Here is a 23165-nt window from a genome sequence, read left to right on the forward strand (position 1 = left end):
AAACGTAAGTTTGAAACGCTTGTTCGAAAGCTGAGATGAGCAAGACAAAACCACAAGCAAACACAATAAAGGCACTGGAGACCATGGAGGCCAATCGTCCCGACACCGCAACCCGCATTCTCGACGTGGCGGAACGCCTGTTCGTCGAGCACGGTTTCGAGGCGACGTCGCTGCGCATGATCACCCAGCAGGCCGAGGTGAATCTGGCCGCGGTGAACTATCACTTCGGCTCCAAGGATGCGTTGTTCGAATCCGTGTTTCTGCGCAGGCTGGCTCCGTTGCTGGAGGACTGCCTGGCCGAACTGGACCGGTTGGAGGCGGAAGCCGGACCGTTGCCGTTGGAACAGCTGGTGCTGTCCTTCATACGGCCCTGTCTGGCCCTGTCCAAGGACCCGTCGCGCGGCGGCGCCATGTTCGTGCGCCTGCTGTCGCGCACGCTGGTGGAAAACCACCGCCTGCTGCGCGAGACCATCTCGCAGCAGTACAGCGTGTTCGTCCAGCGCTATAGCGGGGCCTTCCAAAGGGCGCTGCCGCATCTGGAGTCGGAGCAGCTCGCCTGGCGCATGCACCTCGCCTTCAGCGTCATGTTCAACGCCTTCGCCGGCAACGATGTGCTGAAAATCTTCACGCGCAGCCAGATCGTTACCGCCCGGGATCCGGACATGATCGTCAAGTATCTGGTGCCTTTCGTGATTGCCGGTTTGGTCGCGCCCGTCGAAGGCTGATTCCGCAAGCGCGTCGAACGACAACAGCAAGGCGGCGCGCGCGGAACCAAGGGGTCAACACGAGGGTAAAACACAATGATTGCTGCCATTCTTCTGATCGTGCTGCTCGGCGCGCTGGCCTATTGCGCCGCGCCGGTGCTGGCCTGGACCGTGGGCGTCGCCGCCTGGCTCGCCGCGCTCCAGTTCGTCTTCCACTGTCCGCCGCACGCCGCCGTCTGGGCGGTGTTCGCCGTGATCGCCGCGGTGCTGAACATCGTCCCGCTGCGCCGCGCCGTGTTCACCGGTCCGGTGTTCGGCGTGTTCAAGAAAATCACGCCGGCGATGTCGCAGACCGAGCAGGAAGCCATCAACGCCGGCACCGTCTGGTGGGATCGCGACCTGTTCTCCGGCAAGCCGGACTATGACCGCCTGCTGTCCTTCCCCGATCCGAAGCTGACGCCGGAAGAGCAGGCCTTCATCGACGGTCCGACCGAACAGCTGTGCGGCATGATCGACGACTGGAAGATCACCCATGAGCTGAAGGACCTGCCGCCCGACGTGTGGCAGTTCATCAAGGACCACGGCTTCCTGGGCATGATCGTCAAGAAGAAGTATGGCGGCCTGGAATTCTCCAACTACGCCCATGCCAAGGTGGTGACCAAGATCGCCACCCGCGGCGGCACCGCTGCGGTGTCGGTGATGGTGCCGAACTCGCTTGGACCGGGCGAACTGCTGCAGCACTACGGCACCGACGAGCAGAAGGACTACTACCTGCCGCGCCTGGCCAAGGGCGTCGAAGTGCCGTGCTTCGCGTTGACCAGTCCGTACGCCGGTTCCGACGCCGGCGCCATTCCGGACTTCGGCGTGGTATGCCGCGGCTCCTACACCCATCCGCGCACCGGCGAGCGTTTCGACGATGTGCTCGGCGTGCGCATCAGCTGGGAGAAGCGCTGGATCACGCTGGCGCCGGTCGCCACCATACTGGGCCTGGCGTTCAAGATGTACGACCCTGACCATCTGCTGGGCGACAAGGAAGAGATAGGCATCACCTGCGCGCTGGTGCCGACCGAGCACGAGGGCGTCGAGATCGGCCGCCGCCACTTCCCGGGCGGTTCCGCCTTCATGAACGGCCCGACCTGGGGCAAGGACGTGTTCATTCCGCTGGACTGGATCATAGGCGGCCGCGAATACGCCGGCCAGGGCTGGCGCATGCTGGTCGAGTGCCTGTCGGTCGGCCGCTGCATCTCGCTGCCGGCGATGTCGGTGGCCTGCGGCAAGCTGACCACCTGGACCACCGGCGCCTATGCCCGCATCCGCGACCAGTTCGGCCTGCCGATCGGCAAGTTCGAGGGCGTGGACGAGGCGATGGCGCGCATCGGCGGCTACACCTACCAGATGGAGGCCTCGCAAGACCTGGCGCTGACCGGCCTGGACAACGGCGAGAAGCCGTCGGTGCTGTCCGCCATCCTGAAGTACCACAACACCGAGCGCATGCGCAAAACGCTGAACGACGCGATGGACGTGCACGGCGGCAAGGCCGTGGTGCTGGGGCCGCGCAACTATCTGGCGCGCGGCTATCAGGCGATTCCGATCGGCATCACCGTCGAGGGCGCCAACATCCTGACCCGTTCGATGATCATCTACGGACAGGGCGCGATCCGCTGCCATCCGTTCGTGCTGCGCGAGATGAAGTCGGCGATGGCCAACGACGGCGCCGAGTTCGACAAGGCGATCACCGGCCACATCAACTTCGTGATCAGCAACTTCGCCCGCTCGCTGTGGCTTGGCCTGACCGGCGCCTGCTTCGCCAGGAGCCCTAAGGGCGGCGTCACCGCGGCTTACTACAAGCGCGTCACCCGCCTGTCCAGCGCCTTCGCGCTGCTGTCCGACATGGCGATGTTCAGCCTGGGCGGCTCGCTGAAATTCCGCGAGAAGCTGTCGGCCCGTCTCGGCGACATGCTGTCCGGCCTGTACATCGCCACCGCCTCGCTGAAGCGTTTCGAACGCGAGGGCGCGCAGAAGGAAGACGTCGCCGTGATGAGCTGGGCGGTCGAAAACGCGCTGTACGACGTGCAGGTGGCGATGGACGGCTTCCTGGCCAACCTGCCCAGTCGCGGCCTGGCCTGGATTCTGCGCCGCGTGATCTTCCCGTGGGGCCTGACGCTGAAGCCGGCGTCGGACCGCGTCGGCACCAAGGTGGCGCGCGCGATGATGGAACCGGGCGCGACCCGCGAGCGGCTGACCCGCGGCATGTATGTGCCGAAGGCCGAGACCGATCCGGTCGGCGTGCTGGATCATGCGCTGCACGCCATCCTGGCCACCGAGCCGGTGGAGCAGAAGCTGCGCAAGCTGGCGCGCGACGGCAAGTTCAATACCATCACCGCCCGCGAGCGACTGGCCGAGGCGCTGCAGACCGGCCTGATCAATCAGGAAGAGTTCGACGCCGTCACCCGCGCCCGCAAGCTGAAGCGCGATGTGATCATGGTGGACGACTTCGACAAGAAGCTGGAGCAGCATGACGACAAATTGTTGCAGCGCCTGATTTTCTAAATCGGGCCGCGTGCTACCATGCCGGAGACCGCAGGGGATCCGGCGCCGACATGACGGCCGCGGAGATCGCGGCCGTTTTCAATGAGCAAGGCCCGGAATCGGGCGGGAGTAGGCGATGGAGCAACAGGAAAGCCGGGTGCCGGCGCTGCGGGTCAGGGCGCTGCCGACCAGCACCAATGCCTACGGGCGGGTTCAGGCCGGCTGGTTGATGAGCCAGATCGACATGGCCGGCAGTCTGGACGCGGAGCGCCTGTCGCGCGGGCCGGTCACCACGGTGGCGGTCAACGCCTTCCAGTTCGCCGCGCCCATCCTGCTGGGCGACGTGGTGGACCTGTATGTCGAACGTCTGCGGATCGGACAGAAGTCGATCACGCTGAAGATCTCGGTCGAGGCGGAGCGCATGGACGGCGCGCATGTGCGGATCACCGAGGTGATCGCCACCTATGTCGCGATAGACCGCGACGGCAAGTCCCGCCTGCTCGGCGACGGTTGATTGTTGCCGGCTTCATCAATTGTTGTGGAAATGTTGCATTAAACGAACGTTTGGAATAAAAGCTCGGCACTTTGGTTGGATTGCTCTAATTCTCTGGTAGCATCAATGATGACTCGCACCATGACCGGGTCATCGTTAATGAAAATATCTACCCAAGCAATAAGAGAGGGAAGCATGAAGCTCAAGCATCTTAGCCTGTCCGTGATGATCATGGGCACCGCGCTCGGCCTGGCGTCCACACAGGCTGCTGCCTCGGGTTATCAGTTCGGTTCGCAGAGCGTTTCCGGCCAGGGCACCGCCCACGCCAACGGCGCCGAAGCCAATGATCCTTCCACCATCTTCTCCAACCCGGCCGGCCTGTCCCGGCTGGACGGCACCCAGATTTCCGCCGGCGCCACGCTGGTGGTGCCGCACTCCGAATATACCGACAAGGGCTCGGTCAATGTGCTGGGCCAGTCCACCGGCAACGGCAACGGCGGCAACTTCGCGCCCAAGGTCGTCGCCGCGCCGACCTTCTACCTGTCCAGCAAGATCAACGACAAGTTCACCGCCGGCATCGGCCTCTATGTGCCCTACGGCGCCAAGCTCGACTACGACTATAACTGGGCTGGGCGCTACGCGCTGAGAAGCATCAATCTGCAGTCGCTGAACATCAATCCGTCCATCGCCTTCAAGCTGGACGAGCGTCATTCCTTCGGCTTCGGCGTTTCCGCCCAGTATATGAAGGCGACGCTGGATCAGATGGCCGATGCCACTTCCGGCCTGGCGCTGGGTGTCGCCAGCCAACTGCCCGGCGGCGCGACGCCCGGCAACATCGCCACCGCCAGCGGCCTGCTGAGGGCCGCCGGCGTCCGCGGCGACGGCCTGGCCCACGTCCAGGGCGACGACTGGGGCTTCGGCTGGAACGTCGGCTACATGTTCCAGCTGGACGACAACACCCGCTTCGGCCTGGCCTACCGCTCCAGCATCAAGCAGACGCTGACCGGCAGCTCGACCTGGACCTTCAACAATGTCAGCGGCAGCCTGGTACCGTTCGGCATCCCGCTGTCGGCCGCCGCGGCCGCCAAGATGAAGCACCCGGATGCCTCGGCCTCGGTCGACGTCACCACGCCGGAGACCGCCTCGGCCAACTTCTTCCACCAGCTGAACAGCAAGGTCGCGCTGATGGGTGACGTGACCTGGGTGCGCAACTCGCGCCTGCAGCAGGTGGACATCAAGCAGTCCACCGTCAACAGCGTGGTGCAGGGCGACCTGGTGCTGCACCAGAACTGGAAGGATACCTGGCGCGTGTCGCTGGGCAGCAACTACCAGCTGAACGACGCCTGGATGCTGCGCGGCGGCCTGGCCTGGGAGCAGTCGCCGGTCAAGAGCGATCTGGACCGCCACCCGGCGATTCCGGACAGCGACCGCCTGTGGCTGTCCCTCGGCGCCAACTACAAGATCAACAAGCAGAGCTCCATCGACCTGGCGTACAGCTTCATCGACTTCAAGAACGCCAACGTCAACTATAGCGACACCTGCAATCCGACCGGCAATAACGGCACCTGCACCGGCAACGGCGGCACCGTCAAAGGTACTTACAAGACCTATCTGCAACTGGTCGGCGTGCAGTACAACTATCGCTTCTAAGGCGGCGCTAGCCGGCTGGAAAGCTTGACAGGGCGGGGCGCAAGGCGTCCCGCCCTGTTGTCTTTCCGGCTGGCGGACGGGCATTGTTGCGGGCGCGCCAGCGCCGCATGATTTTTTTTACAAAACCTGCTTTGATTTTGCCCAAAATGGGTTAGACTAATCCGACATAAAAGCGAGTGTTTGATATTTTATCTGCGCTCGACTGAATAGATCGCCCACGCCGTTCCGACAGCGGAGCGGCCAGGCGATCGGGTCCGGCGGGAACAACAGCGATAAACGCCGGCCTGACTATCAAGCAGTACCCTGCGCCGCGCTCGCCCCGGCCGGCGCGGAACAGGGCAAGGACGAATCAACGCCCGTCCTTGAAGCAAGCAGGACAGGTTGAGAGGGGCCTGTCTCATGTGTGTTTCGACAAAACGAGGAAACCATGTCTCAAACCAAATTCAATGTACGCAAGGTTGCCGTGCTCGGCGCCGGCGTGATGGGGGCGCAGATCGCAGCCCACCTGGTGAACGCCAAGGTACCGACGATTCTGTTCGACCTGCCGGCCAAGGACGGCGACAAGAACGGCATCGCGCTGAAGGCCATCGACGGCCTGAAGAAGCTGAAACCCTCCCCGCTGGCAGGCAGCGACGTGGTCGCCCACATCCAGCCGGCCAACTACGACGACCATCTGCACCTGCTGAAAGACTGCGATCTGGTGATCGAGGCGATCGCCGAGCGCATGGACTGGAAGGTCGATCTGTACCACAAGGTGGCGCCGCACCTGGGCGAGCACACCATCTTCGCCACCAATACCTCCGGCCTGTCGATCAACAAGCTGGCCGAAGGCTGCCCGGATTCGGTGCGCCCGCGCTTCTGCGGCGTACACTTCTTCAACCCGCCGCGCTATATGCACCTGGTTGAAATCATTCCCTGCGTCACGTCCGACGCCCACATCCTGGACAACCTGGAACGCTTCCTGGTGTCGACGCTGGGCAAGGGCGTGGTGCGCGCGAAGGACACCCCGAACTTCGTCGCCAACCGCATCGGCGTGTTCTCGATGCTGGCCACGATCGCCAATGCCGCCAAATACGGCATCCGCTTCGACGTCGTCGACGATCTGACCGGTCCGCGCCTGGGCCGCCCGAAGTCCGCCACCTTCCGTACCGCCGACGTCGTCGGCCTGGATACCTTCGCCCACGTGGTGAAGACCATGCAGGATACGCTGCCGCAGGACCCGTGGCACAGCCTGTTCGCGACGCCGGACTGGATGCAGCAACTGATCGCGAACGGCGCGCTGGGCTCCAAGACCAAGGCCGGCATCTACAAGAAGGACGGCAAGCGCATGCTGGTGCTCGACCCGGCCAAGGGCGAGTACGTCGGCTCCGGCGAGAAGGGCGACGACGCGGTCAAGGAAATCCTGAAGATCGCCGATCCGGCCGAGAAGTTCCAGAAGCTGCGCAGCAGCGAGCATCCGCAGGCGCAATTCCTGTGGGCCTGCTTCCGAGACGTGTTCCATTACATTTCCTTCCATCTGGCCGATATCGCCAACTGCGCCCGCGACGTCGACTTCGCCATCCGCTGGGGCTTCGGCTGGTCCGCCGGTCCGTTCGAGACCTGGCAGGCCGCAGGCTGGCAGCAGGTCGCCAAGTGGCTGAACGAAGACATCGCCGCCGGCAAGGCGCTGACCAAGGCCGAACTGCCGGCCTGGGTGCTGGAAGGCGGCCGCGCCGGCGTGCATTTCGCCGATGGCTCCTACAATGCAGCGGACAGCAAGCTGGTCGGCCGCTCCGCGCTTGATGTGTACAAGCGCCAGCTGGCTCCGGCCAAGGTGCTGGGCGAGAAGGCCGAGCAGCTGGGCGAAACCGTGTTCGAGAACGAAGGCGTGCGTGCCTTCACCACCGGCGACGAGGTGCTGGTGGTGTCGTTCAAGTCCAAGGCCCACGCGATCGGCCCGGCCGTGCTGGACGGCGTGAACACCGCGCTGGACATCGCCGAGGACCGCTTCAAGGGCCTGGTGATCTGGCAGACCGAAGAGCCGTTCTCCGTCGGCGCCGACCTGCAGGCGATGATGCCGGCCTTCATGATGGGCGATTGGGGCGCGATCGAGGCGACGCTGAGCCGCTTCCAGGCGACCGCGATGCGCCTGCGTTACAGCCAGATCCCGACCGTGGCCGCGACCCAGGGCTATGTGTTCGGCGGCGGCTGCGAGTTCGCGATGCACTGCGACAAGACCGTGGCCGCGCTGGAGTCCTACGTCGGCCTGGTGGAAGTGGGCGTCGGCCTGCTGCCGGGCGGCGGCGGTTGCAAGGAATTCGCGCTGCGCGCCTCGCAGGAGGCCAAGGGCGATCTGCTGGCCGCGCTGAAGGATTACTTCATGAACGTCGCCACCGCCAAGGTCGCCACCAGCGGCGTCGAGGCGCAGGAACAGGGCTTCTTCAAGAAGGGCGATCCGGTGGTGTTCAACGCCTACGAGCTCTTGTATGTCGCCAAGCAGCAGGCGCTGGCGATGGCCGAGTCCGGCTACCGCCCGCCGCTGAAGGTCAAGGGCTTCCCGGTGGCCGGCCGTTCCGGCGCGGCGTCGATCAAGGGCCAGCTGGTGAACATGCTGGAAGGCAACTTCATCAGCCAGCACGATTTCTTCATCGCCTCACTGATCGCCGACGTGATGACCGGCGGCGACGTGGAAGCCGGCACCCTGGTCAACGAGCAATGGATTCTGGACCTGGAGCGCAAGGCCTTCATGACCCTGCTGAAGAACTCCAAGACCCAGGACCGCATCGCCAATATGCTGACAACCGGCAAGCCGCTGCGCAACTAAGTACTTGGGGATGATTCTGCTGCGCGCGCCGATCTCGAATGCTGCGATGCTCGCCGTACCGCATGTACGGCTGCGCTTCTCGCTTCGACCTCGGCCCGCTCGCGACGAATCCTCCCGCAAGTACGGCCAATAGCCAGATGACAGGCCGCTTGATCGCCGTAGAGGCGATCAAGCGGCCGACAGGAGAATCGAAAATGAGCAAACAAGTACAAGAAGCTTACATCGTCGCCGCCACCCGCACGCCGGTGGGCAAGGCGCCGCGCGGCATGATGCGCCATGTGCGTCCGGACGACATGCTGGCGCATGTGATCACCGGCGCGCTGGCCCAGGTGCCGAATCTGGATCCGAAGCTGATTTCCGACTGCGTCGTCGGCTGCGCCTTCCCGGAGGCCGAGCAGGGCCTGAACATGGCGCGCATCGGGGTGCTGCTGGCCGGCCTGCCGAACACCGTCGGCGGCATCACCATCAACCGTTACTGCTCGTCCGGCATCAACGCCGTGCAGATGGCGGCCGACCGCATCCGCCTCGGCGAAGCCGACGTGGTGATCGCGGCCGGTTCCGAGTCGATGTCCCTGGTGCCGATGATGGGCAACAAGGTGTCGCTGAACCCGGAAATCTTCGCCAAGGACGAGAACTACGGCATCGCCTACGGCATGGGCCTGACCGCTGAAAAAGTGGCGCAGCAATGGGGCGTGTCGCGCGAGGACCAGGACGCGTTCGCGGTGGAATCGCACCGCCGCGCGCTGGCCGCGATCGACGGCGGCAAGTTCAAGAACGAGATCACTCCGCTGGAAGTGACCTACCGCACGCCGAATCTGGAAACCGGCGAAGTGGTGTCCAAGACCCGCGTGCTGGACACCGACGAAGGCCCGCGCCGCGAGACCTCGCTGGAAGGCCTGGCCAAGCTGAAGACGGTGTTCGACGCCAAGGGTTCGGTCACCGCCGGCAACTCCTCGCAGATGTCCGACGGCGCCGGCGCGGTGATCCTGGTATCCGAGCGCGTGCTGAAGGAGTTCAACCTGACGCCGCTGGCCCGCTACGTGACCTTCTCGGTCAAGGGCGTGCCGCCGGAAATCATGGGCATCGGTCCGAAGGAGGCGATCCCGGCCGCGCTGGCCCAGGCTGGCCTGAAGCAGGACGACCTGAAGTGGATCGAGCTGAACGAAGCCTTCGCCGCCCAGGCGCTGGCGGTGATCCGCGACCTGAACCTGGATACGTCCAAGGTGAACCCGCACGGCGGCGCGATCGCCCTGGGCCACCCGCTGGGCGCGACCGGCGCGATCCGCACCGCCACGCTGGTGCACGGCATGCGCGACGCCGGCATCAAGGGCCACGGCATGGTGACGATGTGCATCGGCACCGGCATGGGCGCCGCCGGCATCATCGAGGTGCTGTAAGCGGGGCTGTCCGTCGCCGCTTGCCAAGAAACGCCACAGCCTTGCGCTGTGGCGTTTTGCATTGCGCGGGCTCCGGAGGGCGAAACGGCCCCGGACTGAGTCCGGGGCCGTTCTCAAGCGGCGGAACGGCGCTACTCCGCCTGCTTGTCGTTGCTCGCGAGCTCCAGTTGGGCCTTCTTCACCCGCTTGTCGGCGGACAGCCGCTGCTGCAGCGCCAGCAGGTCCGCCTGGGCCGGCGTATTGAAGACGACGACGCTGGCGGTGCGGTAGCGCACGGTGAGGCTGTGGTCGCGGGCGACGGCGGCCTCGTCGCTCGGCGAGGCCAGCCGCACCAGCACCGTGCCGCTGACGGTGGCGGGAAGCAGCGCTTTCGGCGCCTGCACCACGTCGCCGCGCTTCAACGACGGTGCTTGGGCGCCGGCGCTGCGGGCGGAGACGCCGTTGGCGATCTTCGATTGCGGGACTTGCTTGTAGTAGGTCTTGCCGTTGATCACCACGGCCTGGCCGGCGGGCTTGGCGAGAAAGGGCGGCTCGGCGGCCTGGACGTGGGCGGCCAGGATCAGCAGGGCGACGGGGACGAGTCGGGTCATCGGTTTCATGTTGCGCTCCGGTGGCCGAAGAAGCGGATCGACCACGATTTCAGTTTGCCTTCCGCGTTCGGAAGAGAATAGATGTTGTTTTGATTGCCGGCGCGATAGACGTAGCGGTATTCGGCGCCGTTGGTGTCGATCACGCGCAGCCGCCATTGGCCTTTGGCCGATTCGCCGTAGAAGTGGTTGGACAGCAGGCGTTGCTGGTTCAGGCCGTAGTCCTCCGCGACCAGGGCCGTGCGCGGCGACAGCAGCACCGAGCGGGTGCCGGATGGCGAGATCAGTTCCACCGCCAGGTCGCTGGCGCGTCCGTGCTCGGCGTCGACCAGTATCTGCACCGCTTCGACGGTCAGGTCGTCGGGCTGCATGAACGCGCTTTCGACGCCGCGCTCGTCGGCGTCCGGGATGGCGGCCTGGGCGGTGACGGTCTGCCAGCGGGTCTTCTGCAACGGCGGCAGCGGATGGTTGTAGAACAGCGCCTTTTCGACCGCCTTGTCGATATCGATCAGGCCGAAGCCGTAGAACTGATGGAAGGACAGGCCGGCGGCGTTCTTCTGCCAGCCGGGAATGGCCTGGTAGCTGTGCGCGCCGCCGTTCTTGTCCTTGAACGCCAGCGACACGCCCGGTTGGGCGGCATCCACCTTGCGCGCGGTGCTGATCAGGATGTGGCGCACATCGCGGGCGCTCAGCGCCGGATTGGCCGACATCACCAGCGCGAACGAGCCCGAGGTGGCCGGCGCGGCCGACGAGGTGCCGTTCATCACGCCGTTGTAGTCGCAATTGGGGTCCAGCGCGGTGCCGCCGTGCAGGCCGTTGGCGGTGTTGCCGCTGACGTTGTAGCCGCGGGCGCAGCCGGACAGGTCGGTGGTGACCATGGCCGGGGAGTCGGTGCCGTATTCGCCGCCGGGCGCGGTCAACAGCACATTGGCCCCGACCGACGAGTAGGAGGAGCGCACGCCGTCGGCGTTCAGCGCCGACACCACGACGTTCCAGTAATTGCTGTTGTCCACGCTCAGGTTGGAGTCTTGCACCGGCAGGCCGCCGTTGCCCTGGTAGCCCAGCAGGTAGCCGCCGCCGACGCGGAAGTAGTTGTAGGCGTTGCCGGCCGATTTGACGAAGGTCGCGCCGCGGCCCCAGTGGCTGTGGCGGCTGACCTCCTCGTAGGTCTCCTCCTCGGTCTGCAACTCGATGTCGGCGTCGGGATTGCCCGGCCGCGAGGAGATGGCCGACGAGCCGTAGCTCTGGTTGAACACGCGCGCGTCGGTGAACGATTCCAGCGGCTTGCCGCCGGGCTGCTTGCCGTGGGAGAGCAGCCAGCCGTCCAGCGTCTGCGCCAGCAGCCAGTTGAAGCCTTTCAGGCCGGCCGACGGTGCGATGCCGCGGCCGCCCAGGCCGTTGAAGCCGACGGCGGCGGCGATGCCGGCCACCGAGGTGCCGTGGGCGTTGTCCGGCGATGCCGGCGTCGGATCGTCGCTGCCGTTCACCAGGTTCTTCGAGCCGGGAACGATGTTGGCGGCCAGGTCCGGGTGTCTGATTTCCAGGCCGTCGTCGATGACGGCGATGGTGGTGCCGACGCCGCGGATGCCGCGCAGGTGGGTGAAGGCGAGGTTCAGGTCCACGCCTTTGACGCCGCCGCGTTTGGAGAAGGCATTCTGACCGGTGTTCTTCAGATGCCATTGCTGATTGACCAGGGGGTCGCCCGGCGGCAGCGGGACGCTGCGCTCCTGCGCGGACGGGGCGGCGTGGCTTGCCAGCGAAGCCAGCGCCAGCATGACTGCGCTGCTCGTGATGCGAACGTGCATGGTTGAGATCCTCTATTTTGCCTTTGTATGTGCGGTTATCTCCGCCAGAGGATCATATTTGTTAATTTTTATTGCTCAAATATCTTTTTGTCATATTGTATCCGCGCGCAAGAATTTGCTTTGCGGCTGACCGGCATGCGGAGTGGGAAGCGGGGAGAGGGAGGGGGCCGCCGGTTCCAGCCGAACCGGCGGTCGGGATCAATCCATTTTGGACAGCGTGTCGAAATTGCTGTGGCTGCAGTCCTCGAAGTCCTGCTGAGGGTCCTTCAGCTTGATCTGGTAGGATTTGCCCTGGGCGGTGAGGACCAACTCCTTGCTGGCGCCGGTCAGCGTTTTCGGCATCAGGAACCAGCGCTGGTTTTTGCGCGAGTTGGGCTGGGTGATGTAAATGGCGGTGAACGGCAGCTGTTCCGGTTTTCCCGGATCGGTCAGCGACACGCCGACCGGCGTCTGGCCCAGGATCTCGATGCCGACCTTGGTGCCGTTGTTCTGCCGCAGGATGCGGCGGATCACGCCGAGCAGCAGCGGATGGCTTTCGGTCTTCACCAGGATCAGCCGGCCGATCGCCAGCTGGTCGGTGGTCTTGCCGATGAAGGTCAGCCCCATGCCGGTGCTGCTGATGTCGTTGATGCGCCAGTCGTCTCCGCGCTCGGACTCCAGCGCGCCGACGTCCTGCACCTTGATCTGGAACGCGACCCGGTCGAAGCCGATGGTCACCTGGGCGGTCGACGCGTGCAGCGAGCGCTCGGACTTGCGCAGCGACTTGCCGCCGTCGTTGGACCAGCGCACGGCGAGCTTCTCGCACAGGCCGGCCCATTCCTCCCGCTCCAGTTCACAGCCCAGCGCCGCCACCTGGTTCGGGATGCGGCTGTCCAGATCGAACATCAGATCGGCCAGCCGGCTGGTGATCTCGTAGGCCGACCAGTAGCGGTGCCATTTGCCCGCCATGCCGCGCAGCATCGGTTGCGGGGGCTCCGGGGCGGACAGGTTGTAGACGAAGATCGGTTCCTCGGCCGGCGGCTGCTTGTCCAGCGGGATGTGCTGGCTGATCAGCATCAGCAGCTGGTCGACGGCGACGATCTCCTTGTGCAGCATGTTCTCGGTCTGCGCCAGATGCAGCATGCCGGCCTGGATCAGCAGGTGCTCGCAGGTGATTTCCTGGCGCGCGTCCGGATAGAGCAGTATGGGGGTGCGGGCGAAGCCGGCCTCTTCGGCATGGATGTAGAAGCGGAAGCCCTGTTGCCAGGCCGTGCCTTCCGGCTTCAGATAGCGCAGGGCGTTCCAGGCCAGCAGACGCATCTGGTGGTGCAGGCCGCGCAGCGTGACCAGCTGCAGGTCCGACTCCGAGGTCTGGTTCTGTCCGCTCTTGTGCAGCCGCAGGCAGATCTGGTACGCGCTGGACAGTTCGTGCCAGTAGGCGAGGATGGTCGGCAGATAGCCCTTGCTGCCGCCTCGGGAGTGCAGGTAGTCCTGGCACAATTGCTGGTGGATGTCTGCCGCCTTGTCGTCGACATAGAGCAAAGTCTTGACCCGCTCCTTCAACGACATCTCGGTGTCTGCGTTGATCTTGGATACGGCCTTGATGATTTCCACCAAGGCGGTAAAGTATTCGGCTTGCGGCAAGTCGCGCACCAGCAGGGTCGCGGATTGCGCCACGCCGGAAGCCGGCGTGTTTTTGCTGAGAAGTGAGCTGACTAGGGATTTGAAATCAAACATTGAGCCAAGCTTTGAATGGAGGTTATGTTCTCACTTATATGTCACTCTATCTTACGTCACGCATTGACGATGGTGAAACCATAATCGCAAAATTATCCGAAATGCTTATCCGCAGAACTTTTTCCTTGTACGCGCCGGCCCTGGCCTTGTGTCTGGCCGGCATTATCTTGCCGCCGGCGGCGTCGGCCGCCGGGACGGCTCCGATGGGCGTCGGCGTCGTGCTGGGCGGCGGCGGAGCCCGCGGTTTCGCCCACCTTGGGGTCCTGAAGGAGTTGGAGCGTCTGCACATTCCCGTGGCCTGCATCGCCGGCACCAGCGCCGGCGCGCTGATCGGCGGCATCTATGCCAACGGCCTTCCGCTTGACGAGATGGAGAAGGAGTTCAACGCCGCCGACTGGGACCAGATGCTGTCCGGCAAGCCGGCGCGTTCCGACATCCCGTACGACCGCAAGCGCGACGACTACAAGAACTACCTGGACGTCAGCTTCGGCCTGAAGGACGGCGCCTTGCGGGTGCCGCGCAGCGCGATCAACTCCCAGGGCATCGAGCTGTACATCCACAAGATGACCCGCGACCGCGACATCGACGATTTCGACAAGCTGCCGATTCCGTTCCGCGCCGTCGCCGCCGATCTGAGCAATGGCGACGCGGTGGTGTTCGGCAAGGGTTCGCTGGCGCGCGCCTTGCGCGCCAGCATGGCGGTGCCCGGCGTGTTCGACCTGGTCGAGGACGACGGCCGCCTGCTGGTCGACGGCGCCATCGCCCGCAATGTGCCGGTACAGGACGTCAAGGGGCGCTGCGCCGAGCATGTGATCGTCGTCGATGTCGGCACCCCGCTGTTGAAGCCCGACGAAATCCAGACCTTGTTCGACGTGGTGGAGCAGAGCTCCAATCTGGCGGTGATGCGCAATGTGCAGGAGCAGATGAAGCTGCTGGACAAGAACGATGTGGTGATACGGCCGGATCTGAACGGCTACGCCGCCACCTCCTTCGGCGACCACCAGGCCATCGTCGAGCGCGGCGCCGAGGCGGCGCGCAAGATGGCCAAGCGTCTGTCGGCCTATTCGGTGTCCGAGGCCGAGTACGCGGCCTGGAAGAGCCATCTGCAGCGGCCGCGCTACCCCTTGCTGGACGAGGTCAGGGTGGAGGGCAAGGACGGCAGCTTCACCACGGTGTCGGCCTTGAAGCAGGCGCTGAGCTTCTCCGGCCCGACGGTGCCGGTCGGCGAGGCGAGGGACAGGCTGGCGGCCATCTTCACCGGCGGCGAATACGACAGGCTGGGCTATCGCATAGACAATATGTCGGGCCGCAACGTGATGACGGTGATGCCGGTCGAGCGCAGCATAGGCCAGAACTATCTGCATTTCGGCCTCAACCTCAGCAGCGACACGCCCGGCGACAGCAGCTTCACCTTGCGCGCCTCGCATGAGTGGACCGCCTTGAACAATGCCGGCGGCGCCTGGCGCAACGATGTCGCGATCGGCCAGGACAAGGGCATCAAGACCGAGCTCTACCAGCCGCTGTGGCAGGGCAGTCCGCTGTTCGTCTCCGCCTCGCTGGGCTACCGTCAGAAGCCGTTCCAGCTGTTCAACGACAACCATACGGTGCTGGCGACCTTCAAGGACAACATCGTCGACACCCAGCTGAACACCGGGGTGGCGCTGGGCCGCTACGGCGAATGGCGGCTTGGCGTCTACAAGCAGGACAACCATTTCACGGTCGCCCAGGGCTTTCCGGAGGATCTGGAGGCGCTGGCGTCCAGCCAGTACCGCGACGTCGGGGTGCAGAGCACGCTGGTCGTCGACCAGTTCGACAATCCGCGCTGGCCGCGCTCCGGTTATTACTTCAACGGCAGGATAGGCGCCGGTCTGCCCGGCCTCGGCAGCGACGTCAACCAGAAGTTCTACGACATGACCGGCGAGCTGGCGCATACCTACGGCAACATCACGGCGCGCTTCACCGCCAAGACCAGGGGCAGCGTCGACATCCGCTCCGAAGCCTTCATGCCGCAGAGCCTGGGCGGCTTCCTCAACCTGACCGGCTATCAGAGCGGCGAGTTGCTGGCGAGCCAGGTGGCGCTGGCGAGGCTGATGATGTACTGGCGCGCGACCTCGCTGCCGGCGGTGCTGGGTTCCGGCGTCTATGCCGGGATGTCGCTGGAGGCGGGCAAGCTGTTCGGCGAGAATTTCAGCAGCCAGCCCGGCAGCCGATGGATTCCGGCCGGCTCGGTCTTCCTGGCGGCGGACACGATACTGGGGCCGTTCTTCATCGGCGTCGGCACCGCCAGAGGCGGACAGCTGACAGGCTACATCTACCTCGGGGTCGATTACTGAGCGATGCCGGCCGCATGCTTAGGACGGCCCGCGCGGTTTAAGCCGCGCGGGCCGTCCGTCCTTTGGTACAGGTTTGATGATGATCTGAACAAACGTTTGAACAGTTGCTGGATTTTGCAACCTCCATGGCCTATCCCGGTATTTGCCGCCGTTTTGGCGGCATACAAACAATAACCGGGAGGAAACAATGAATCGTCTTTTGTCGCGTAGCGCGCTCCTCATCGCCTTGCTGCTGCTGCCGTTCGCCTCGGCACTGGCCTCCACCAACGGCGGTTATACCCAGACCCGCTATCCCATCGTCTTGGTACATGGCCTGTTCGGCTTCGGACAGGTGCTGGGCGTCGATTATTTCTATCAAGTCCCGGGCGCGCTGAAGGCCGACGGCGCCCAGGTCTTCGTCGCCGAGGTATCGGCGACCGACAGCAACGAGGTGCGCGGCGAGCAGCTGCTGCAGCAGGTGAGACAGATCCTGGCCATCACCGGCGCGCAGAAGGTCAATCTGATCGGCCACAGCCAGGGCGCGCCCACGGCCCGCTATGTGGCCGGCGTGCGCCCGGATCTGGTGGCCTCGGTCACCACCGTCGGCGGCGTCAACAAGGGCTCGGCCGTGGCCGACATCGTCCGCGGCGTCGCGCCGCCGGGATCGGTCAGCGAGACCGTCGCCGCCGCGGTGGCCGGCGCCTTCGTCAAGGTGCTGGCCTTCTTCTCCGGCACCAGCGACCTGCCGCAGCAGCCGATCGGCGCGCTGAACTCGCTGACCACCGCCGGCTCGCTGGCCTTCAATGCCAAGTTCCCGGCCGGCGTGCCGACCAGCGCCTGCGGCGAGGGCGATTATGTGGCCAACGGCGTGCGCTACTACTCGTGGACCGGCGCGGCGACCACCACCAACGTCCTCGACCCGCTGACCGTGCCGATGGGCGTGCTGGGGCTGGCCTTCGGCTCCACGCCGTCCGACGGCCTGGTGGCCGTGTGCTCGTCCCATCTCGGCCAGGTGATCCGCGACGATTACAAGATGAACCACGTCAACGAGATCAACCAGAGCTTCGGCCTGGTCGGCCTGTTCGAGGTGAGTCCGGTCACGCTCTACCGCCAGCAGGCCAATCGCTTGAAGAACGCGGGTCTGTGACATGCGGCGTCCGCGCTTGATGTTGCTGACGGTCTGCGTCGGCGCGTTGCTGGCGTGGTGGGCCTGGCCCTCGGCGCGTCCGGCAGGGGCCGGCGCCGCGGTGGCGGCGGCCGGGAGTTTCGCGCCGTCGCTGCGCGGCACCGCCGTCGACGGCGCGGTCCGCGCCGCCGGCGACGGCAGCCTGCGGGTGGACCAGGAGCTGCGCCGCCTGTTCGACTATTATCTGGCCACGCTGGGCGAGCGGCTGCTGCCGGCGATACGCGCCGAACTGCGCCGGCATCTGGCCGCGACGCTGGGGCCCAAGGCGCTGGGGCAGGCGTTGAGCCTGTTCGACCGTTATGTCGCCTACCGCCAGTCGCTGGCCGGCATGACGGTGGCGGCCGGCACCGGCCTGCCGCAGCGGCTGGCAAGCGTGCGGGCGGCGAAGCTGCAGTATTTCTCCGCGGCCGAAGTCGAGGGCCTGTTCGGCGACGAGGACCGTTACGACGGTTTCACCGCCGGGCGTCTGGCCATTCTGGCCGATCCGTCGCTGAGCGCCGACGAGAAGCGGCGGCGGGTCGCCGAACTGGAGCGACAACTGCCGCCGGAGCTGCGCGCGGCGCGCGAGGAACCGGTCAAGCACCTGGAACTGGCTCAGGCCGAGGAGGCCTTGCGCCGGCGCGGCGGCGGCGAGCAGGAGCTTTACCAGCTGCGCGCCGCGATGGTGGGGCAGGCGGCGGCGGACCGGCTTTCCGATCTGGACAGGGAGGAGGCGGCCTGGCGGCAGCGGGTCGACGATTTCAAGCGCGACGGCGCCGCCATCGCGGCGAACGCCCAGCTGAACGCTGCGCAGAAGCGGCAGGCGCTGGCGCAGCTGCAGGCCGGGCGTTTCACGCCGCAGGAGGCGCTGCGGCTGCCGGCCTACGCGCCGGCCAACTGAAGCGCTGCCGCAATGCAAACAGGCGCCGTTTCGGCGCCTGTTTTTTTATCGATGGCCGCGATCAGCCTTCGGCGTGGAACAGCCGCTGCAGCGCCTCGCCCGGTTCCGCCTCGCGCATGAAGGCTTCGCCGACCAGGAAAGTATGGACGCCGCTGCTGCGCATCAGCCGCACGTCGTCCACGGTGGCGATGCCGCTCTCGGTGATCGCGATGCGGCCGTCGCCTATCCGCGGCAGCAGTTTCAGCGTGGTGGTCAGGCTGACTTCGAAGCTGCGCAGATTGCGGTTGTTGACGCCGACCAGCTCGGTCTCGAGCGTCAGCGCGGCATCCAGCTCCGCCTCGTTGTGCACTTCGACCAGCACCGCCATGCCCAGCTCGCGGGCCAGCGCCTCCAGCGCCTTCATCTTGGGCAGCTCCAGCGCCGCGGCGATCAGCAGGATGCAGTCGGCGCCCATCGCGCGCGCCTCGTAGACCTGGTACTCGTCGACGATGAAGTCCTTGCGCAGCGCCGGCAGATGGCAGGCGGCGCGGGCAGCTTCCAGATAGCTCGCGTCGCCCTGGAAGTACTGGCGGTCGGTCAGCACCGACAGGCAGGCGGCGCCGTGGGCGGCGTAGCTCGCGGCGATGGCGGCGGGCTGGAAGTCCTCGCGTATCACGCCCTTGCTCGGGCTGGCCTTCTTGATTTCGGCGATGACCCCGGCCTTGCCCAGCGCATGCTTGGCGCGCAGGGCGGCGACGAAGTCGCGGCGGTCCTGGCGGGCTTCGGCGTCGGCCCGCACCGCGGCCAACGGGCGGCTGCTCAGCGCGGCGGCGATTTCCTGCCGTTTGGTGGCGATGATGGTGTCGAGAATGTCGGACATGCTGGCATAGGGTGTGCGTAATCGAATAGGCCATCATGCAGAACATCCCGTGCGATGGCAAGGGGCCCGGAGCCGGGCGGCTTCTCGGATGCTTGATTCAAATCATTCCCGTCTTGGACGGCGAATCCGATACTGCGGCCACATCCACCCGTCGGAGCTCCGCCATGGCGCGCGCCCATCCCTTGTTTTCCGCCCCGCACCGGGCGGCCTTCCTGCCCGGCATGCTGCTGGCCATCCTGATGTTGGCGCTGTGGAGCGCCGAGCTGGCGGCGCGCCTGTTCGGCCCGGGCCTGCCGCTGGCGCTGCCGTCTATGCTGGCCCACGGCTTCCTGATGCTGTTCGGCTTCTTCCCGCTGTTCATGGCCGGCTTCCTGTTCACCGCCGGTCCGCGCTGGCTGAACGTGCCGCCGCCGGGACGCGGCGCCTATCTGGCCGTGCCGGCCCTGCTGGTCTCCGGCCTGTCGCTGTGGCTGCTCGGCGCGGCGACGGGCGGCGTCTGGCTGCTGGCCGGCCATCTGGTCTACTGCCTGGGCTTTGTCGGCCTGGCCGCAGGCTTCGCCCGGCTGCTGCTGGGAAGCGCCGCGCCGGACCGGCGCCATGCCTGGGCGGTGCTGGCGGCCTTCGGCGCCGGCGCGCTGGCGCTCGCCTCGGCCGGCTACTGGCTGCTGAGCGGCGACGTCCGCGGCTGGCTGTGGATGCGGGATCTGGCGTTGTGGGGGTTTTTGCTGCCGGTTTTCCTGACGGTGTGCCACCGCATGCTGCCGTTCTTCTCCGCCGGCGTGCTGGCGCCGTATCGGCCCTGGCGGCCGTGGTGGCTGCTGGCGGCGATGCTGGGCGGCTCGCTGGCGCACGGCCTGCTGTCCATCGCCGGCTGGCCGTCCTGGGGCCTGGATCTGGCGCTGGCCTTCCTGTTCGGCTACACCAGCTGGCGCTGGGGTCTCGCAGCCTCGCTGCGCGTCAGGCTGCTGGCGATGCTGCATCTGTCCTTCGCCTGGCTGGCGGCCGGCTTCGCGCTGTACGCCTGGCAGGGCGCCTTCGGCGGCCTGGCCCGGGCGCCGCTGCACGCGATCGCCGTCGGCTTCTTCCTGACGATGATGATCGCCTTCGTGTCCCGGGTGTCGCTAGGCCACTCCGGGCGAGCGCTGGAGGCAGGCAAGGCCTTGTGGGGCCTGTATCTGGCCGCGCACTGGCTGGCGCTGGCGCGCGTCGCCGCCGACCTGTTGCCCCTGGGCTGGCGCGGCGGCCTGTACGGCCTGGCCGCGGCCGGCTGCTCGCTGACCCTGCTGTTATGGGGCGGCCGTTTCCTGCCCGTTTACCTGCGTCCGCGCGCCGACGGCCAGCCGGGTTGAGCGGCGCAGGGCCTCATCTGGAGCACATTGTGAACGCATCCGGATCACGGATCGGCCCGCTCGCGGCACGCGACGGTGAGGGCTTCCTGGCCGAGGCCGACAGGCTGACGATCCTGACCCGGCAGCGCAATATCGAAGGAGGAGAACATCCTGCTCCCGATGTGCGGGCTGCGAGCGCCGGACCGGGCGCGAGGTTCAGGCCGGCGGCGCCATGCCGTAGTCCGCCAGCGCGGCGGGGTCGGGCAGCGCGATGTCGCGGCCGTCGACTTCGACCAGGCCGGCCTTGCTCAATTGCTGCAGCACCCTGGAGAAGGTTTCCGGTGTCAGGTTGAGGCGCGAGGCGATCAGGTTCTTGTTGGCCTCCAGCGTCAGCGTCGCCTTCCGGCCGTCCGGCGCACCGTCCAGTTGCTGCAGCAGATAGCCGATCACGCGCTGCAGCGCGCTTTCCACCGAATAGCGCTCGACGTCCCTCACCATGCCGTGCAGGCGCAGCGACATGCCGGCCAGCATATTGCGGGCGAAGCCCGGATCTTCGGCCAGCGCCCGGAACACGCCGGCGGCGGCGATGTGCAGCAGCAGACTGTCCCCCAGCAGCTGGGCCAGCACCGGATAGGGCTTGCCGAGGAACATCACCGCCTCGGCGAAGCTCTGGCCCGGATGGATGATCTCCACCACTTTTTCGACGCCCTGGGGCGACGGTATGGCCAGTTTCACCTTGCCGTAGACCACCACGTACATGCCGTCGCAATCGTCGCCGCGCTGGAACAGCAGTTGGCCCTTGTCGCCGCGTTGCGAGCGGACATGGGGCTGCAGCGCGGCCAACTGCCGCTCCGACAGCTGCTGGAACAACGGTTGGTGGCGAAGATGCTGGACGATGTCGATCTGGGACATGGCATGGCCTTGGATATGGCGTGACAGCCACCGATGCTAGCCTATCCGGTCAAATGGAAAAAGGCCGCCGGCATCGGCGGCCTTGTCGGCGGGACGGTGGATCAGCGGGACACGAAGCCGCCGTTGATGAACAGGGTCTGGGCGGTGGTCCAGCGGTTTTCCGGCGAGACCAGATGCTTGACCAGCGGCACCAGGTCGGCCACCTGGCCCAGCTCGCCGTTGATGCTGGCGCGCTTCAGGTAGGCGACGGTTTCCGGCGTTTCCACCGAGTAGAAGAAGGCGGTGTCCATCGGGCCGGGGGCGACCACGTTGACGGTGACGCCGCGGTGGCCGACTTCCTTGGCCAGCGCGCGCGTGAAGTCCTCCAGCGGCGCCTTGCTGCCGGCGTAGACGCCGTAGTAGCCGGTGGTGGCGGCCAGCAGCGAGGTGCCGATGCTGACGATGCGGCCATTGTCGCGGATGCGGCGGCCGGCTTCCTGCAGCGCGAAGAACGCGGCCTTGGTGTTCAGCGTGAAGATGGCGTCGAACTCCTCCTCGCTGACTTCGGTGACCGGTTTCTTCACCATCATGCCGGCGGTGTTGATCAGGATGTCGAGGTGGCCGAAACGGTCTTCCACCGCGTCGAACAGGCGGCGCACTTCGGCCACCTTGGTGAGGTCGGCCTGGACGGCGAAGGCCTGTCCGCCGGCGGCGTGGATCGCGGCGGCCGCCTGCTCGGCGCCGTCGCGGGAGCCGTCGCTGTTGTAGTGGATGGCGACGGCGGCGCCGTCGGCGGCCAGCGCCTCGGCGAAGGCTCGGCCCATATTGCGCGATGCGCCGATGACCAGGGCGACTTGGCCTGCGAACTTGGTTTGGCTCATTTCACTTCTCCGTGATGGTTTGCCGCGGCAGCGCGGCGGGCTGTTGACGCTTCGCAGTGTATTGTTTCGATATATCAAGATAAACGGTGCAAATCTGATTACACTATCCAGATAATCGATCTAATTGGAGCGGAGATGGACCGGATTCAGGCAATGCGGGTTTTCGCCGCGGTAGTGGACGCCGGCGGCTTCACCCGCGCGGCGCAGCAATTGCAGCTGCCGCGCGCCACCGTTTCCAGCGCGGTGCAGCAGTTGGAGGCGCAGCTGGGCGTGCGTTTGCTGCACCGGACCACGCGCCGGGTGCAGCTGACGCTGGACGGCGGCGGCTTCTATGAGCGCTGTCAGCAGCTGCTGGCCGACTTCGACGAGGTGGAGGCCTTGTTCAGCCAGCAGGGCGCCAGCCCGCGCGGCCGTTTGCGCATCGACGTGCCGGGGCCGATAGGCCGGCAGGTGCTGGCGCCGGCGCTGCCGGACTTTTTCCGCCAGTATCCGGACATCGAACTGGAACTGGGCGTGACCGACAGGCCGGTCGACCTGATCCAGGAGGGAGTGGACTGCGTGATCCGGGTCGGGCATCTGGGCGAATCGCGTCTGGTGGCGCGCCGCATCGGCATGCTGCCGCAGGGCAGCTATGCCAGTCCCGACTATCTGGCTCGCTTCGGCGAGCCGCGCACGCCGGACGATCTGCCGCGCCATCGGGCGGTCAACTACGCCTCGCCGTCCACCGGCAAGGTGTTCGGCTGGGAATACCTGCGCGACGGCGAGCGGCGCGAGCTGGCGCTGCGCTCGCCGATCAGCGTCAACCAGGTGGAGACCTATATCGCCTGCGCGCTGGCCGGCCTGGGATTGATCCAGCTGCCGCGCTACGACGCCGAGCCGCACCTGGCGGCCGGGCGCCTGGTCGAGGTGCTGGCCGACTGGCCGCCGCCGCCGATGCCGGTCTCGGTGCTGTATCCGCACCGCCGGCATCTGTCGCGGCGCGTTCAGGTCTTCGTCGAATGGGCGGCGGCGTTGTTGCGCGAGCGCCTGCAACTGGAGGGCTGAGCGGCTGTTTGGGATTACTCTGAAAAAAGACGGAGGGTGGAACTATCTTGTAAGTAAATTGCCAGACCGGATAGTTTTTTGTTAACGAATTGGTTTGAGA

General features: G+C 65.9%; 17 protein-coding genes. 11 read left to right on the top strand and 6 right to left on the bottom strand.

What is annotated here, in order from left to right; genetic code table 11:
* Positions 1–83: 83 nt before the first annotated feature.
* From WNM05_RS10890 to WNM05_RS10915, 6 genes are all read left to right on the top strand, one after another.
* A complete protein-coding gene (locus tag WNM05_RS10890; RefSeq protein WP_434634971.1) occupies positions 84–725 on the top strand; it encodes a TetR/AcrR family transcriptional regulator in 642 nt (213 codons plus the stop codon).
* Positions 726–800: 75 nt separating this feature from the next.
* On the top strand, positions 801–3254 hold the full coding sequence (locus tag WNM05_RS10895; RefSeq protein ID WP_434634973.1) for an acyl-CoA dehydrogenase: 2454 nt from the start codon (positions 801–803) through the stop codon (positions 3252–3254).
* Positions 3255–3369: 115 nt separating this feature from the next.
* A complete protein-coding gene (locus WNM05_RS10900; protein ID WP_434634974.1) occupies positions 3370–3747 on the top strand; it encodes an acyl-CoA thioesterase in 378 nt (125 codons plus the stop codon).
* 174 nt (positions 3748–3921) lie between these two features.
* Entirely contained in the window at positions 3922–5376 is a 1455-nt protein-coding gene (locus WNM05_RS10905; RefSeq protein ID WP_434634977.1) for an OmpP1/FadL family transporter, read from the top strand.
* A 427-nt stretch (positions 5377–5803) separates the two neighbouring features.
* Positions 5804–8179: a 3-hydroxyacyl-CoA dehydrogenase/enoyl-CoA hydratase family protein gene (locus WNM05_RS10910; RefSeq protein WP_434634980.1), complete on the top strand. Its 2376-nt coding sequence runs from the start codon at positions 5804–5806 to the stop codon at positions 8177–8179.
* 194 nt (positions 8180–8373) lie between these two features.
* Positions 8374–9576, top strand: coding sequence for an acetyl-CoA C-acyltransferase (locus WNM05_RS10915; RefSeq protein WP_434634982.1), 1203 nt, complete (start codon positions 8374–8376; stop codon positions 9574–9576).
* A 131-nt stretch (positions 9577–9707) separates the two neighbouring features.
* Here the strand turns inward: WNM05_RS10915 and WNM05_RS10920 are convergent, their stop codons facing one another.
* From WNM05_RS10920 to WNM05_RS10930, 3 genes are all read right to left on the bottom strand, one after another.
* Complete coding sequence (locus WNM05_RS10920) at positions 9708–10175, bottom strand: hypothetical protein (protein WP_434634985.1); 468 nt, start codon at positions 10173–10175, stop codon at positions 9708–9710.
* Positions 10172–11968 (bottom strand): S8 family serine peptidase, encoded by a 1797-nt coding sequence (locus WNM05_RS10925; RefSeq protein WP_434634987.1) that lies wholly within the window; start codon positions 11966–11968, stop codon positions 10172–10174. Before WNM05_RS10925 ends, WNM05_RS10920 begins: the two co-directional genes overlap by 4 nt.
* A gap of 198 nt (positions 11969–12166) precedes the next feature.
* Entirely contained in the window at positions 12167–13624 is a 1458-nt protein-coding gene (locus WNM05_RS10930; RefSeq protein ID WP_434634988.1) for a PilZ domain-containing protein, read from the bottom strand.
* Between the two features lie 161 nt (positions 13625–13785).
* Here WNM05_RS10930 and WNM05_RS10935 point away from each other — a divergent pair, with 161 nt between their 5' ends.
* The 3 genes from WNM05_RS10935 to WNM05_RS10945 all read left to right on the top strand — a co-directional run bounded on the left by WNM05_RS10935 (position 13786) and on the right by WNM05_RS10945 (position 18062).
* The gene (locus WNM05_RS10935; protein WP_434634990.1) at positions 13786–16017 is read left to right on the top strand and encodes a patatin-like phospholipase family protein; all 2232 of its coding nucleotides are present in this window, start codon (positions 13786–13788) and stop codon (positions 16015–16017) included.
* Positions 16018–16204: 187 nt separating this feature from the next.
* Positions 16205–17143, top strand: a complete 939-nt coding sequence (locus WNM05_RS10940) for an esterase/lipase family protein (protein ID WP_434634992.1) — start codon at positions 16205–16207, stop codon at positions 17141–17143.
* A gap of 19 nt (positions 17144–17162) precedes the next feature.
* Entirely contained in the window at positions 17163–18062 is a 900-nt protein-coding gene (locus WNM05_RS10945; RefSeq protein ID WP_434635148.1) for a lipase secretion chaperone, read from the top strand.
* Positions 18063–18123: 61 nt separating this feature from the next.
* On the opposite strand, the gene trpC is transcribed toward WNM05_RS10945, so the two are convergent.
* Entirely contained in the window at positions 18124–18921 is a 798-nt protein-coding gene (trpC, locus tag WNM05_RS10950; RefSeq protein WP_434634994.1) for an indole-3-glycerol phosphate synthase TrpC, read from the bottom strand.
* Between the two features lie 164 nt (positions 18922–19085).
* Here trpC and WNM05_RS10955 point away from each other — a divergent pair, with 164 nt between their 5' ends.
* Positions 19086–20270, top strand: a complete 1185-nt coding sequence (locus tag WNM05_RS10955; RefSeq protein WP_434634996.1) for an NnrS family protein — start codon at positions 19086–19088, stop codon at positions 20268–20270.
* A 195-nt stretch (positions 20271–20465) separates the two neighbouring features.
* Here the strand turns inward: WNM05_RS10955 and WNM05_RS10960 are convergent, their stop codons facing one another.
* Positions 20466–21161 carry a Crp/Fnr family transcriptional regulator gene (locus WNM05_RS10960; RefSeq protein WP_434634998.1) on the bottom strand — a complete coding sequence of 232 codons (696 nt, stop codon included), beginning with the start codon at positions 21159–21161 and terminating at the stop codon, positions 20466–20468.
* A gap of 101 nt (positions 21162–21262) precedes the next feature.
* Positions 21263–22021, bottom strand: coding sequence for an SDR family oxidoreductase (locus WNM05_RS10965; protein ID WP_434634999.1), 759 nt, complete (start codon positions 22019–22021; stop codon positions 21263–21265).
* A 153-nt stretch (positions 22022–22174) separates the two neighbouring features.
* On the opposite strand from WNM05_RS10965, the gene WNM05_RS10970 reads away from it, so the two are divergent.
* Positions 22175–23065 carry a LysR family transcriptional regulator gene (locus tag WNM05_RS10970; protein WP_434635001.1) on the top strand — a complete coding sequence of 297 codons (891 nt, stop codon included), beginning with the start codon at positions 22175–22177 and terminating at the stop codon, positions 23063–23065.
* Positions 23066–23165: the final 100 nt, after the last annotated feature.

The sequence above is a fragment of the Chromobacterium sp. CV08 genome (assembly GCF_051129845.1).
In the GTDB taxonomy this organism is placed as follows: Bacteria; Pseudomonadota; Gammaproteobacteria; order Burkholderiales; family Chromobacteriaceae; genus Chromobacterium.

Bases quoted from the DNA above. Each gene is read 5' to 3' on its own strand.
- WNM05_RS10940 (WP_434634992.1), top strand. From the start codon at position 16,205: ATGAATCGTCTTTTGTCGCGTAGCGCGCTCCTCATCGCCTTGCTGCTG.
- WNM05_RS10935 (WP_434634990.1), top strand. From the start codon at position 13,786: ATGCTTATCCGCAGAACTTTTTCCTTGTACGCGCCGGCCCTGGCCTTG.
- WNM05_RS10905 (WP_434634977.1), top strand. From the start codon at position 3,922: ATGAAGCTCAAGCATCTTAGCCTGTCCGTGATGATCATGGGCACCGCG.
- WNM05_RS10910 (WP_434634980.1), top strand. From the start codon at position 5,804: ATGTCTCAAACCAAATTCAATGTACGCAAGGTTGCCGTGCTCGGCGCC.
- WNM05_RS10925 (WP_434634987.1), bottom strand. From the start codon at position 11,968: ATGCACGTTCGCATCACGAGCAGCGCAGTCATGCTGGCGCTGGCTTCG.
- WNM05_RS10965 (WP_434634999.1), bottom strand. From the start codon at position 22,021: ATGAGCCAAACCAAGTTCGCAGGCCAAGTCGCCCTGGTCATCGGCGCA.
- WNM05_RS10955 (WP_434634996.1), top strand. From the start codon at position 19,086: ATGGCGCGCGCCCATCCCTTGTTTTCCGCCCCGCACCGGGCGGCCTTC.
- WNM05_RS10920 (WP_434634985.1), bottom strand. From the start codon at position 10,175: ATGAAACCGATGACCCGACTCGTCCCCGTCGCCCTGCTGATCCTGGCC.
- WNM05_RS10960 (WP_434634998.1), bottom strand. From the start codon at position 21,161: ATGTCCCAGATCGACATCGTCCAGCATCTTCGCCACCAACCGTTGTTC.
- WNM05_RS10915 (WP_434634982.1), top strand. From the start codon at position 8,374: ATGAGCAAACAAGTACAAGAAGCTTACATCGTCGCCGCCACCCGCACG.
- WNM05_RS10900 (WP_434634974.1), top strand. From the start codon at position 3,370: ATGGAGCAACAGGAAAGCCGGGTGCCGGCGCTGCGGGTCAGGGCGCTG.
- WNM05_RS10970 (WP_434635001.1), top strand. From the start codon at position 22,175: ATGCGGGTTTTCGCCGCGGTAGTGGACGCCGGCGGCTTCACCCGCGCG.
- WNM05_RS10945 (WP_434635148.1), top strand. From the start codon at position 17,163: ATGTTGCTGACGGTCTGCGTCGGCGCGTTGCTGGCGTGGTGGGCCTGG.
- WNM05_RS10890 (WP_434634971.1), top strand. From the start codon at position 84: ATGGAGGCCAATCGTCCCGACACCGCAACCCGCATTCTCGACGTGGCG.
- WNM05_RS10895 (WP_434634973.1), top strand. From the start codon at position 801: ATGATTGCTGCCATTCTTCTGATCGTGCTGCTCGGCGCGCTGGCCTAT.
- trpC (WP_434634994.1), bottom strand. From the start codon at position 18,921: ATGTCCGACATTCTCGACACCATCATCGCCACCAAACGGCAGGAAATC.